The sequence below is a fragment of the Armatimonas sp. genome, from assembly GCF_031410135.1.
Taxonomy (GTDB): domain Bacteria; phylum Armatimonadota; class Armatimonadia; order Armatimonadales; family Armatimonadaceae; genus Armatimonas.
In genome coordinates, this window is sequence record NZ_JANNYP010000544.1 from 1 (window position 1) to 13,418 (window position 13,418).

At 57.0% G+C, this 13,418-nt stretch carries 13 protein-coding genes; 9 read left to right on the top strand and 4 right to left on the bottom strand.

The window, feature by feature from the left end:
• Nucleotides 1–186 precede the first annotated feature (186 nt).
• Nucleotides 187–1,122: an NDP-sugar synthase gene (locus RMO15_RS20130; protein ID WP_309716041.1), complete on the top strand. Its 936-nt coding sequence runs from the start codon at nucleotides 187–189 to the stop codon at nucleotides 1,120–1,122.
• Nucleotides 1,119–2,096, top strand: a complete 978-nt coding sequence (locus RMO15_RS20135) for a hypothetical protein (RefSeq protein ID WP_309716044.1) — start codon at nucleotides 1,119–1,121, stop codon at nucleotides 2,094–2,096. Before RMO15_RS20130 ends, RMO15_RS20135 begins: the two co-directional genes overlap by 4 nt.
• Here the strand turns inward: RMO15_RS20135 and RMO15_RS20140 are convergent.
• The 3 genes from RMO15_RS20140 to RMO15_RS20150 are packed head-to-tail and all read right to left on the bottom strand — an operon-like array spanning nucleotide 2,093 to nucleotide 5,695.
• Entirely contained in the window at nucleotides 2,093–3,949 is a 1,857-nt protein-coding gene (locus RMO15_RS20140) for a hypothetical protein (RefSeq protein WP_309716046.1), read from the bottom strand. The two genes, RMO15_RS20135 and RMO15_RS20140, sit on opposite strands and share 4 nt — an antisense overlap.
• 19 nt (nucleotides 3,950–3,968) lie before the next feature.
• A complete protein-coding gene (locus RMO15_RS20145; RefSeq protein ID WP_309716050.1) occupies nucleotides 3,969–5,114 on the bottom strand; it encodes a hypothetical protein in 1,146 nt (381 codons plus the stop codon).
• 2 nt (nucleotides 5,115–5,116) lie between these two features.
• Entirely contained in the window at nucleotides 5,117–5,695 is a 579-nt protein-coding gene (locus RMO15_RS20150; RefSeq protein WP_309716053.1) for a hypothetical protein, read from the bottom strand.
• Between the two features lie 117 nt (nucleotides 5,696–5,812).
• Between RMO15_RS20150 and RMO15_RS20155 the strand changes: the two genes are divergently transcribed.
• On the top strand, nucleotides 5,813–6,421 hold the full coding sequence (locus RMO15_RS20155) for an SIS domain-containing protein (protein WP_309716056.1): 609 nt from the start codon (nucleotides 5,813–5,815) through the stop codon (nucleotides 6,419–6,421).
• Complete coding sequence (locus RMO15_RS20160) at nucleotides 6,418–6,936, top strand: HAD family hydrolase (protein ID WP_309716060.1); 519 nt, start codon at nucleotides 6,418–6,420, stop codon at nucleotides 6,934–6,936. Before RMO15_RS20155 ends, RMO15_RS20160 begins: the two co-directional genes overlap by 4 nt.
• A 211-nt stretch (nucleotides 6,937–7,147) precedes the next feature.
• Here RMO15_RS20160 and tnpA read toward each other — a convergent pair whose 3' ends face one another.
• Entirely contained in the window at nucleotides 7,148–7,444 is a 297-nt protein-coding gene (gene tnpA, locus RMO15_RS20165) for an IS200/IS605 family transposase (RefSeq protein ID WP_309716063.1), read from the bottom strand.
• Between the two features lie 132 nt (nucleotides 7,445–7,576).
• Between tnpA and RMO15_RS20170 the strand changes: the two genes are divergently transcribed.
• From RMO15_RS20170 to rho, 5 genes are all read left to right on the top strand, one after another.
• Entirely contained in the window at nucleotides 7,577–8,146 is a 570-nt protein-coding gene (locus tag RMO15_RS20170; RefSeq protein ID WP_309716066.1) for a hypothetical protein, read from the top strand.
• Nucleotides 8,147–8,360: 214 nt separating this feature from the next.
• Nucleotides 8,361–8,642, top strand: a complete 282-nt coding sequence (locus RMO15_RS20175) for an NIL domain-containing protein (RefSeq protein WP_309716069.1) — start codon at nucleotides 8,361–8,363, stop codon at nucleotides 8,640–8,642.
• Between the two features lie 127 nt (nucleotides 8,643–8,769).
• A complete protein-coding gene (locus RMO15_RS20180) occupies nucleotides 8,770–9,180 on the top strand; it encodes an Hsp20/alpha crystallin family protein (protein WP_309716072.1) in 411 nt (136 codons plus the stop codon).
• Between the two features lie 18 nt (nucleotides 9,181–9,198).
• Nucleotides 9,199–11,730, top strand: coding sequence for an endopeptidase La (lon, locus tag RMO15_RS20185; RefSeq protein WP_309716075.1), 2,532 nt, complete (start codon nucleotides 9,199–9,201; stop codon nucleotides 11,728–11,730).
• A 254-nt stretch (nucleotides 11,731–11,984) separates the two neighbouring features.
• A partial coding sequence (gene rho, locus RMO15_RS20190) for a transcription termination factor Rho (protein WP_309716078.1) occupies nucleotides 11,985–13,418 on the top strand: 1,434 nt, incomplete at its 3' end.

Below are 13,418 nucleotides of genomic sequence, written 5' to 3' on the forward strand. Positions count from 1 at the left end.
GGCAGCGACCTCGGTGAGAAGCGCGACGGCTTTCTCATCATAAAACACAGGGGCCACCGCAATCAGAGCGGGGGCTACGAAAAAGGGAATGGGCACGGTTTGTTTCTCCTGAGAAATATTCTACAGCCAATGCCCTCTACCTGCCGAAAATACAGATGCCTGGTATGGTTACTAGGAATGCTCACGATGAAAGCCATGATTCTTGCCGCGGGGGAAGGCACACGCCTGCGCCCCCTGACTCTCACTCTGCCTAAGCCCATGGTGCCAGTTGCCCACACCCCGCTCCTAGTGCGCACCGTGGCGCTACTCCAGACACAAGGTATCTCTCAGATCGCGGTAAATCTCTACCACAAGCCCGAGGCGATCCGGGCTCACTTCGGCGACTCTCTGGTCTACTCAAACGAGACGCAGCTCTTGGGCACCGCAGGCGGTGTAAAGCGTCTGGCGGGCTTTCTGGACACGACCTTTATCGTGCTCTACGGCGACAATCTCTACGACTTTGAGATCGCACCGCTACTGGCTGCGCATAGAGCGAAAAACGCCTTGGCGACTATCGCGACCTTTGAGACCCCCAACCCGACTGCCTGCGGCCTGGTCGTGACGGACTCCGAGGGATGCGTCACGCGCTTTCAGGAGAAGCCAAATGCAAGCGAGGTCTTTACCAACACAGCCAATGCGGGCGTCTATATCCTGGAGCCAGAGGTACTGGAGCACATCCCCGAAGGGGTTGCCTGTGACTTTGGCAACGATATCTTTCCTAAGTTGCTGGAGCAGATGCCAGGCCGCATCATTGCCTTGCCTCTGGGGGGCTATCTCCGCGACACAGGCACGCCAGCGAACTACCGACAGGCCAACTGGGATTTGTTAGAGCGCGGTGAGCCTAGTGTTCATGCCCAAGCACACGTTTCCCCCGAGGCGACTCTCCTAGGGCGCAATGTTGTGGGGGAAGGCTGCCAGATTGCCGAGAAGGCTCAGTTATCGGAGAGCATTTTGTGGGAAGGTTGTCAGATCGGCACGGGGGCACAAGTGCAGGGGGCTATTCTGGGGCGCGGCGTGATCGTCGGGCCGGGAGTGGTGGTGCCGGTGGGAGCCGTTATCGGTGAAGGAGAAAGATTGCGATGATTATTGTACAAACCCCCCTGCGTATCTCGTTTGCCGGTGGCGGGACAGACTTTCCCGACTACTACGAGCGTGATGGCGGCTGCGTCGTCTCCACGGCGATTGATAAGTACATCTATGTCATTATCAAAGACCGCTTTGATAAGAGTATTCGAATCGGCTACTCCCGCACGGAGCTCGTCGAGAGTGTAGAGGATATCGAGCACGAGCTGGTTCGTGAGGCGATGAAAAAAGTTGGGGTGCACTACGGGATCGAGATTGCCACCATGGCGGACATTCCCTCGGAAGGCTCTGGCCTCGGGTCGTCGTCTTCCGTGACTGTGGCACTGCTCCATGCTCTCTACACGTTTAAGGGGATGCTGGTGACGCCGGGGCAGCTCGCACGCGAAGCCTGTGAGATCGAGATTGATATCCTGGGCAAGCCCATCGGCAAGCAGGATCAGTACATTGCGGCCTACGGCGGTCTGCGCCGGATTGACTTTCAGGCCGATGGGACTGTCAAGGTGAGCTGGATCGCCATGCCTGAGGAGCAGAAACGCCGCTTTAGTGAGGGGCTGATGCTCTTCTACACGGGGATCACTCGGAAAGCCGATAAGATCCTTTCCGAGCAAAGAGACAATATCGAAGACAAACGCGCCACTCTGGATAAGATGAAGGCACAGGCCGACGAAGTCCACAATGCGCTGATAGATGGCAACCTCAACCGAATTGGCCGAGTGATGGATGCGGGGTGGCGGCATAAGAAACAGCTTGCCACCGCGATCTCCAACACGAGTATCAATGCCTACTACGAGGCCGCGCTGGACGCAGGCGCTATTGGGGGAAAAGTGGCAGGTGCTGGTGGGGGAGGCTTTCTGCTTCTCTTCTGCCCCCCCGACCGTCAGGCCTCTGTGCGCCACGCGCTCTCTAGCATGCAGGAGCTTCCCCTTCAGCTAGAGCGCGATGGCACCAAAGTGATCTTGAACGCCCGCCGCTAGTTGAGTGAGCTAACGGCACGCTGGTACGAAACGATCATGTAGCTACGCTCCGTGGCAAGAAAGAAGGGCGGAGGGCTCTCTGCCAGGCGCTGATCAAAGTTACGGTTGATCACAAAGCCATTTTCTTGTGTGCCATTGGGAAGCGATGTTCCGAAAGTGCCATTCACCTTGACAATATAGCCACCAATTAAGTTGAAGACTCCAATCGTACGTGTTGTTGCATTGGTTGCATTAAAAGTATTGTAGGCCATACAGGCTCCATGAACGGAGACATTGGTAAGGGCATTACCATTATCATCCTTGTCCACGATCTGCATACTGCCCGCAATAATTCCGAGTGTTCCACTGGTTACTGCATCTGCGGCTGCGGCTGTTGAGAGATAGTTGGCGGTATTGGAGCTATTGCTTATCAGGTTCTGGTAAATAATTCCCCCGTTGATATTGATAGACTTGGTTTGCTCTGTGACGATATTCATGGCCCAGGATCTAGTGAGAGTCCCTGATGTGACAACGTTATTGGCCATAATTCCCGCCAGCCCACCACGTCGCAGCCCCGTCTGCTCTCCGATATTTCCATCTACATAGACGACTCCATTCGGAATGCCAGTGTAGTTCGTATTGGTAGTGGTAGACCAGGTGCCCGTTGCCGTGCTAATGTCCCAGGTATTGGTGGTGTTTGAGCGTTCTTTAACAAGCAGAACCGTGGTGTTAGCGACGGGATCCATCGTGACTGTAGTCCAGATATCATTCTGGCTGGTAGCATTGTACTGCATCAGCTCTAGCACTTGGGTGGTGTTGGCCGACCCTACCTTGAGATTGAAGTCGCGAACATCGCCTTTAACGTAGATTCCCGCACTCGGTACTCCCACACCCGGGATCGCAACACCCACAGGAGCCGTTGGAACCGTCCCCGAGCCAAGCGCGGCATTGCGCTGATCGGTGGTGGCGGTAGGGGGCTTGATAATGGGCTGATTTCCCAGTGGTGGACGGTTCGCAGCGGTGATCCAGTCCCAGTTACTACTCGTCGTGCTTGGGGTTTCTGACCAAGTGGTGTTGCCATCGGTGCGATAGAACAAGAGCTGGCTGGCTGGCATTGCCGTGGTGAAGTAGTCCGTATCTGTGTAGGTAAAGAGACGACGTTGCGACTTGGTACCTCCATTGCGCCAGATGATATTCATGCGTGCTGCGCTATCAATGGCAAGTCCCGTGCTGTCAACACCGTTGATGTGTACCGGCCCCTGAAAGCGTGCTAGACCCGTCACCCACCACGATGTCGGGCAGACATCGCTGAAGTAGGCGAACTTCGCAAAGGTATTCTGGCGCACAAAGACACGGCTCAGGTAGGTTCTTCCACCGACGCGCCCCTCGCTCTCGATGGCGAACATCTTTCGTCCACTGGTCGCATTCGACGTATAGGGGTAGAACTTAACCCAAATTTGTCCCTCAACCTGACCAGCCCCACTGAGCTGATTTCCATCAGGGCCAAGGTTAAAGCTGAGCATGCTCCAGTTATTTGTCTGGGTGGCTGCTCCATAAAAAGCCGCGCTACTGGACGGGGCAAAGGCTGTGGTGTTGTTCGGTGTCGTGGACTGGTCTACCAGCCACTGAATTGCCATACGGATACCGCTCTCTGAGAGTGACTGTGCCTGGTAGTAGTTCCCACGGCGCATCACCTGGGCCATCTCGTTGCCCGACTCTTCGCTGACACTACCGCTACCACTGCGCTCGGTCGTGTCGCTATTGCGAAGTGTTCCTACGACAATCAGCGCAGTGACTCCTAAGAGCACGAGGAGTGTGCCAACCATGGCGATCCCGGACTCTGGAGGTGTATTTTTGATTCGTCTTTTCTTCATGATCATAGCTCCTTAGAAACTAACCAATGGGGATCGGGGTTGGTCGTGGTGTTGGCGTTGGTGAGGGCGTCGGTACCGGAGTAGCTGTTGGAACTGCTGTCGGTCTGGGGGTTGCTGTGGGCACAGGCGTTGCCGTGGGCACGGGTGTTGCCGTTGGCCTTGGTGTTGCTGTGGGCACAGGCGAGGCTGTCGGGACGGGCGTTGATGTCGGCACCGGAGTGGGTACCGGAGTCGCGGTGGGGACTGCTGTCGGAGTAGGGACAGGTGTTGCCGTTGGCAAAGCCGTGGGAACGGGCGTCGGGATCGGGGTGGCATTATTGGGCTGTGGTATCAACAACGTACTCGTTGGGTAGGTAATGGTCACCGAGCTTGCCAGCGACGAGTTCGCCATGTAGACCGCTCGTCCTGAGATGCGGTTGACCTTGGTGGTGCCATCCGTGCTATCACTAGTCTGCTCCCCATGGGGATAGTTGGTCTGACCGCAGACAATCTTGATGACAATACTTCGGCGGGAGCCTGGGGTACGCACAAAAGACACCGCGTTCCAAGCTGTCGAGATCTGATCTGTGATCATGCGCTGCTCACCCTGAGCACCGTTGTTGTAGCGCCAGAGCCAGAGGCACGTCCCTTCCGCCGGGTTTGTCGTCCCATTGCGGTTACCACGGTAGATCAGAGTCGTATTGGTAATACTCGTCGCACTTCGATCCATCGGGATACTGGAGCCCGAAAGCGCAAGTGTGGCGGAGTTGCCCTGGATGCTGGCACTGCCAGCCGCAGGCACTTCAATATAGACACCTGTATCCAGTGTGCTCGCCCAGCCAGCCTCTCCGGGGTTGGAGACGCGGTAGTTGGCAACAGCCCCTAGCTTGCTGGTGTTCCAGGTGAGGTTGTTGGTGGTGGTGGTGTCTGAGGGAAGGACAACCCCATACGCTTCCGTGAGCTCCAAGGCGATAAACTGCTGAGCACGGCTCGCCTCGCGGTTTGCTGAAAGAGTGTCACGCATTTTTAAGACACCACGGTTTGCGGCTAAAAAGAGCTGAAAGGCAGCCGTAAAGATCAGTGCCATGAGGGCTGAGGCAATTCCGACTTCGGTTAAGGTGAAGCCAGACTTCTTGCCAAAGAGCCTTTTTTGACGGTTTATGTTTTGAAAAAAGTACTTGTTCATGGTTATTCAACCGGTGTCCGAGAAAGTAGTGCTGTCGTTGAGTAGTTATGCATTTGGTTGCGCGATCCCCAGCCCCACCACTGAACGACCACGGTGGCTTGGATCAGGTTGTAGCGTGTCACACCGCCGCTAGTGAGGGCACTGGGTGTGTAGGGGGAGATGAAGATGTAGCCACGCGGGCGGGTGGGGTTGCCCGTATCCTGAGCACCCGAGGATGTCGTTCCACCCGGGAAGTAGCGCCAGACATTGTCGGTGACAGTAAACTCCAGAGTGGCACTTTTATCCCCGTTAACATTGTCTTGAGGCGCATTGTTTGTACCGTCAATAATATCCAGTGCGTTTTGGTTCAGCCGAATGCCCTCGATATTTTCGTAGCCTGCTTCTTGGAGCTGGGCAACTTTGTGCATGGCGAGGGACTGGGCTTGATTGAAGTCACTGGCATAGCGCACGGAGCGAACCATGAGGGGAACCATCGCGCCAACAAGCATCAGCATGGCGGTCAGCACCACCATGGAGAGGAAGACCTCCGGAAAAGTGAAGCCCGCCTGCCGACGTCTAGGATGCGTATATTGTTGTTTCAAATTCTTAAAATTCATCAGTTCTGAGATCCCCGTGTTTATTCTCGGTATTCCTTCCAAATTACCCTCAGGTGCCTAACCTTGGATAAATACTGGTTTTTGACGCGGTATCATAAAATAATGAGTGATATTCTTCCCGACACGGGCCACGGCACACCGGCGTATGTGGCTGACTATATAAGTAAGCTGACGATGCTTCTGACACAGATTAGCACCGAGCAAGTGAGCCTTGTTGCCGATTTGCTCTTTGACTGCTGGCAGAACAACCGTCGCTTGGTTTTCTGCGGCAACGGCGGCTCAGGAGCCACCAGTACCCACATGGTCTGTGACTTTCAGAAAAATATCTGGCTGGACGGTGGCAAGCCCTTTGAGGTCGTCTCCCTCACCGACTCCCCGGCGCTCCTGCTGGCCTGGGCCAACGACACGGACTTTTCCAATGTCTTTGCGGGACAGGCACGTACCTGGCTGCGTAAAGACGATATCCTGATCGCAATCTCCGGCTCGGGCAACTCCCCCAATGTCTTAGAGGCGGTGAAAGTGGCTCAGGAAGTGGGGGCAATCAGTATCGGGCTCTGTGGCTACGGTGGCGGAAAGCTCGCGGAGCTTGCCGATCATGCGCTGGTAGCGGATCTGCGAAACATGCAGCTTGTGGAAGATATCCACATGATCCTCTGCCATATTTTGTTTTCCGTGCTTCGGGATCGCATCAAAGGGATCTTAAGCGCGTGAGGCGAGCCGTCTTTCTGGATCGCGATGGCGTACTCAATGCCTACCTGCCCAATGACTACGCCAAGACCCCCGACGAATTGGTGCTACTTCCTGGCGTCGGGGCGAGTGTCCAGAAGCTACGGGACGCGGGCTTTCTGACGGTTCTGATCTCCAATCAGCAAGGAGTTGCTAAGGGCCTGATGACGCAGGCGGACTTAGACGCGGTCACCGCAAAGCTCCGTGCTGAAGTCGCTCTGGACGCGGTCTACTACTGCCCACACCTGAAGTCCGAAGACTGCGCCTGTCGCAAGCCCAAGCCGGGAATGCTGCTCCAGGCGGCACAGGAACATGGAATTGATCTCACCCAGTCGGTCTTTATCGGCGACACCCCCACCGATGCCCAAGCCGCCCACGCCGCTGGAGTTGCCTTTGTGCTCGTCCTCAGTGGCCAGACCAAGACTGCTGAGGGCTTTTACCCCATACCTACTGTGGCGGTAGAAAATTTAGACGCCGCCGTGGAGTGGGTGCTTGCTTGATCGCCCCGGTTAGAGCGGGGCGTCAACGAGCGTCGCAGGCTCCGCTGGGAAGTCCCTTCGGGCCATGAGGCTTTACGCTAACGGGTGGTGGTGTCCATTTCCAGTGCTCCCAAAGATTCTGGTTGGCATGGTGCTCTTTCTGACGTAGCACGTAGGCAATAGCTTCTTTGCAGTGTGGCCGACTGAGGGAAAAAACCGCATAGCCATTGGTTCAACCAAAAAATGAATCTGTCCCGAGGTGCTCACGTGCCACGGAAGATGAAACTCCCTTGAGCTGGTTGAGCAACTTAGCAACGGTAATGGTGGGAGATAGAATGAGAACCACATGAACATGATCCGGCATTCCCCCGATGGCAAGAACCGTACAGTGGTATTTCTCAGCCTCAGCCTGAATCGTACGCCAGACACAACGCTCCAGTGTCTCATCTGCCAATAAAGGCATACGCTTCCAGGTTGTCCAGATTATATGGAGAGCAATTTCGCTACGATTACGACGAGTAGATTTCACACCTATAGAACGGTTGACTCCCCCGAAATCTGATAAATACAACCAGAAATATTTTATGGCCCGAAGGGACTTCCCAGCGGAGCCTGCGACGCTCGTTGACGCCCCGCTCTAACCGGGGCGGTACAATAGTGCATGTCTGCGCCGATTCGTTTTTGGGGAAGGGTGATCTCGTTGCGCCCTCGGCTCGTCCTGACCAAGTTCGAGGAGACCACCGAGGCGAGCTGTCCGGGGTATATCCTCACGCTGGAGGGGACAACAACCGAAGGGGCAGAGCCGCCCGTTGGCAAAACCTTCACGGTGGCGATTGGCCCGGCGACCATGCAGAACCGCGAGATTGCGCTGGGGGACTTGCTGCGCGGCGATGCGCACTACGTTCCTGAGGGCCTGCCGGACACGCCTGCAGAGCTCTATAAAGTGGGGGTGCTACGGCTTATTGCACGTACAGAGACTCCCATCACCCCCGACCCGCCACGCACCGATCCGCCACTCAGCCCCGATGCCGTCGAGAAGGCTCCCCGACGGGCACTGGCGATCAAGTGCCTGCTCTCTGAAAAGGGAAGCTGTAGAGACTGCTCGCATGCTGTGCTCGCCTGTGTCGTGCGCCTCACCGACCCACGCAACTACCGCACCGGGCGCTGGACACAAGTCCCCGCTTGTTTAGGCCCCGAGGACTGCCGCTACTTTATTCCGCGTGAGGATTAAACCTCTCCCCACTCGCACTGCTCGTGACCCTCTCCGGCTGATCGCTCATTCTTCACTGCGAAGAGGGATTTATGGTAATGCAAGGCAAGCATAACTCTGCACCTTCTTCGCGAAGCCGCACCCAGAGGGTACCCGGGTCGTGCGCTGAAGCGCGGGGAGAGGCAAAAGTGCCGCTACTTTATTCCGCGTGAGGATTAGGGTACAATAGTCCGATATGACAGGCAGTGCCGTTTACAACCTAACATTTAACCGCGAGATGATGGACACCCCGATCCTAGGGACAATCGCGCGACGATTTCGCATCTCGCTGACCATCCGGCGGGCGATTCTCTCAGAAGAAGGTGGAGTCGCCGAGGTCTTGCTCTCGGGAACACCGGAAGAGATCGAGCGAGCCATTGCAGACTTACAGACCTTTGGAGTGACGACGCAGGGGCCACTAGAGACTCTGGTGGGGGCCGCCACGGGAGCGATCCAGAACCCAGGTCGGGGAACCTAGTACGACGGAGAAACATTCAGAAAGCCGGGAGTGTCTCTCCCGGCTTTTTCTTTTTATAAAAATATTTCATGATATTATATGAGTCTGGAACGCTCAAGTAAATTAGGATGTATAAAGAACTGAAGCCATGACAAGATTTACAGAAGAAGCACTACGGGCCTTTCTCGACAACCAGGGAGGAATCTCCCGGTTCTGGCAACCCGCTGCCGATATTCACGAAACCGGCGACTCTCTCGTTATTAAACTAGAGGTCGCAGGAGCCACCACCGAGACTCTCTCCGTGATGCTCTCTGGCGATGGGCGGCACCTGACCGTCTCCGGCTCACGCGGGGAGGGGAGCAGTGAAGAGAAGATTCTCTGTCACCAGCTAGAGATCTACTTTGGCCCCTTTGAGCGCACGTTCGAGGTGCCCGAGGACTTTATTGCGGATCGAGATGGGATCACGGCGACACTGAAAAATGGCTTTCTGACAATCCGACTGCCCGAGCGAAAATCTGCACCCTTGCCGACTCGGACGATTCCGATTGAGATGGAGTAGTAAGGAGTAACAAAGAAAATGGAAGAGAACACCGAAAACCTGGCCGATGAGCTGGAAAATGTCTTTGACCAGCTCAATACCGAGACACAAGAGACCCCGCCAATCCCCGAGGAGCTAAACCTGCTCCCGCTGCGTGATGCCGTGATCTTTCCGGTTCTCGTGGCCCCGATTGTGGTCGGGCGTGATCCCTACATCCGCCTGATCTCCGACTCCGTGCGCGATGGCAACCGCATGATTGGCATTGTTACCCAGCGCGAGCCGACCACGGAGCTACCAGGCGCAAAGGATGTCTATCCCACGGGGGTCGTCGTCACCATTCGGATGATGAACCGCAACCGTGACAATACCCAGCTTCTGGTACAGGGAATCCAGCGCTTCCAGATCCAGCAGGTTGTTCAGGAAGAGCCGTATCTGCGAGCTAAGATCACGCTCATTGACGATGCCGTGGTGTTAGATGACGAAGAAAAAGTACAAGTGGAGGCCCTCCGGCGTGAGCTGGCCGCCACGTTTGGGAAGATCGTCGAGCTCAGCAATGACATGCCCGATCACTTCAAGGAGATCGAGCAAGTAACACCGGTCTGGACCATGACCGATATGATCGCCGCCCATGCCCATCTCTCCACGACAGAGAAGATGCAGATTCTGGAGACGCTCCCGCTGATCGAGCGCATGCAGACCCTGCACTCCTATCTGGTACGTGAGTCGCAGATCATGGAGCTGGGGGCCAATATTCATAGCCAAGCCGCCAGTGAGATGGGTAAGGCCCAGCGCGACTACTACCTGCGTGAGCAGCTCAAGGCAATCCACAAAGAGCTAGGCGAGGGGGACGAGCGCGGTCGCGATGTCGACGAGCTCCGTGAGCGCCTCGATGCGGCACAAATTCCCATCGAGGCCCGAAAAGAGGCCGACCGGGAGCTGGAGCGCATGAGCCGCATGGCCTTTGGTGCCCCCGAGTACACGGTCGCCCGAACGTATCTGGACCTGATGGCGAGCCTCCCGTGGGCAAAGTCTACCGAAGACAACCTCGATATCTCGCACGTAAAAGAGGTTCTGGATGCCGACCACTACGGCCTCGACAAGATCAAAGACCGCCTGCTGGAGTTTTTGGCGGTGCGTAAGATCAAGCTGGAGCGTGGCGAGCCCGTACGCCAGCCGATTCTCTGTTTTGTCGGGCCTCCCGGTGTGGGCAAGACGAGCCTTGGCCGTAGCATTGCCCGAGCCATGGGCCGCGAGTTCTACCGTCTCTCGCTAGGCGGTGTCCGTGATGAGGCCGAGATTCGGGGCCACCGGCGCACCTATATCGGGGCAATGGCAGGGCAGATTGTCACGGGGCTGAAGCGGGCTGGCACCAACAACCCGGTCTTTCTGCTCGATGAGATTGATAAGCTGGCCCACGACCATCGGGGCGATCCGAGCTCGGCGCTTTTGGAGGCGCTAGATCCAGAGCAAAACGTCACGTTTCGGGATAACTACCTCGACACGCCCTTTGATCTCTCCAATGTGCTCTTCTTGACCACGGCAAATAGCCTGGACACTATCCAGGGGCCACTCCGGGATCGCATGGAGATTATCGAGCTGACGGGCTACACGGAGCAGGAGAAAGTGGCGATTGCTCGCCAGCATCTGGTGCCCAAACAGCTCGGGGAGCACGGTCTCACGGCGGAGCAGGTGACGATCACCGACGATGCTCTGACGGCTCTGGTGCAGGGACATACCCGTGAGGCGGGAGTGCGGAGCATGGAGCGCCAGGTCGCGGCGATCTGCCGTAAGGTCACGCGTCTCTTTGCCGAAGGCCGTACTGAGCCGCTAGTCGTAGATCGAGGTAAGGTCGCGGAGTTTCTCGGGGCACCCCGCTACGAGTTTGAGGAGCTTGACGATCGCACCAGTGTCCCCGGCGTCGCTGTTGGCCTCGTATGGACTCCTGTAGGCGGCGATGTGATCTACATAGAGGCCCAGAAGATGGAGGGAGCCAAAACTCTCCAGCTTACCGGGCAGCTTGGCGATGTGATGCAGGAGTCTGCAAAAGCGGCGCTGAGCTACATCCGTGCCCATGCCAACGAGCTGGGGATTGCCGCAAATTTCTGGAGTGAGACGGAGATCCACATCCATGTCCCGGCAGGCGCTACCCCAAAAGATGGGCCGTCGGCGGGGGTTACCATGACCACCGTGATTGCAAGCCTGCTGACGGGGCGACGGGTAAAGCCGCGCTTGGCGATGACGGGTGAAGTGACTCTCACCGGGCGTGTCTTGCCAGTCGGGGGAGTGAAAGAGAAAGTCCTAGCGGCCAAGCGCTCGGGGGTCACCACCGTGATCTTGCCTGCCCGCAACCGCAAGGATCTGGAGGAAGACATTCCTGCTGAGCTGCGCAAGGGCATGGCCTTCCACTTTGTGGACTCGGTGCGTGATGTGCTAGATCTTGCGCTGGAGCCCCTTGGCAAGCCGCGCCGGATTCGGGTGAAGACCGGTACGGAGACGCAGCCTACCGTAATGACACCACCTCAGCTCCCGGAGCCGCTACAACAGCCCAATGTCCCGCCTGCAAGGGCATAGAACATAGCCCCATTCTTACCAATCGTGAGAACGGGGCTATTTTTTGCAGAAAATCTAGGGATCTTCTCTGACTTTACCGAAAACAATACAAGAGCGGTTGCCCCCAATAAAATACGTGATATACTGTTCTTGGAGTAACCTCAAAGTTTGTGGTTTACTTCCGATTTCAACTCTCCCCGGCGAGCCCTTCTTCACGCATTCAGCGCGTTTCGTCGTTTCTCTCGCCGATTACTTCGCCCTCCCGGAAAGTCCGCATGCCCAGACGCCGTTTGACCACGCCCGCTGACACTGATAGTACCGAGCCTGTGACCAGCTCCGCTGATGTAACTAGCTCCACTGAAAGCACACCTGTAGCATCCGCTACGGAGGCTCCTGTCTCTGTCCCTTCTCCCCCCCCCACTCTCCCCCTTACTCCCGCTCCCGAGCTTGTCGCGGCTGCGGAAGCCCTCTTAGGCTCCTCGGCACTCCCTCCTCCTGCACCCCCCTCGCGTCGCCGACGCTTGCTTCAGAGCAGTGCACCGCCACCTCTTACTCAGCAAGAGGCGCTAGAGCTTGTCGCCGATCTCCCTGAGCGCGTTGCAGAGCCTCTGCCCCCGCCTCGCTCGGAGCGCCCAGATCGTCCCGAGCGCTCGGAGCGTCCCGAGCGCCGTGATCGTCCGGGCCATAGCATGCGCCCCGCCCGTGGCAGTGGCAATAGCGGCGGCAATAACAACTACAGCGCCCCTCCGCCTCGGCGCAGTAGTGGAGCTAGCCTAGGGCCAGGGAGCGACCTGCGCGATCTTGATGAGGCAACCCTCAATGGTGAAGAACCGCTGACGGGTGAGGGGATTCTGGAGCTCCACAGCGAGGGTTACGGCTTCCTTCGGCGGCACAATCTGGTCGCTAGCAACGATGATATCTATGTTGCCCAGGCACAGATCAAGCGCTTCGCCCTCAAAACGGGCGATCAGGTGCTTGGTTTCGTACGTCCTCCCAAAGACACCGAAAAGTTCTTTGGGCTCCTGCGGGTGGAGAAGATCAACGGCTTTGACCCCGATGTCGCACGTATGCGGCCTAACTTCGATGAGCTCACCCCCATCTTCCCCGACTCAAGAATTACGCTGGAGCTAGATCCGAAGAGCATCTCCATGCGCTTCATGGACTTAGTCTCGCCCATTGGTAAAGGCCAGCGCGGTCTGATTGTCGCGCCTCCCAAAGCGGGTAAGACGATTCTCCTCAAGCAGATCGCCAACTCGGTGGCCATTAATCACCCGGACATTCATCTGATGGTGCTGCTGGTTGATGAGCGCCCGGAGGAAGTGACCGACATGCGGCGCTCCGTCCGTGGTGAAGTGATTGCCTCACCCTTCGATGAGCTGCCCGACAACCACATGCGGGTGGCGGATCTCACTCTGGAGCGTGCCAAGCGCTTGGTTGAGATGGGCCGTGATGTGGTGATCTTGCTCGACTCGCTCACTCGATTTGCACGCGCCTCAAACTTGACCGTGAACCCCTCAGGCCGTACCCTCCAAGGTGGTCTTGACCCCGCCGCGATCTACCGTCCGAAGCGCTTCTTTGGCGCTGCTCGTAACATTGAAAATGGGGGGTCGCTGACCATTGTCGCTACGGCGCTTGTCGAGACGGGCAGCCGCATGGACGACATCATCTTCGAGGAGTTTAAGGGAACCGGCAACATGGAGCTGCGTCTG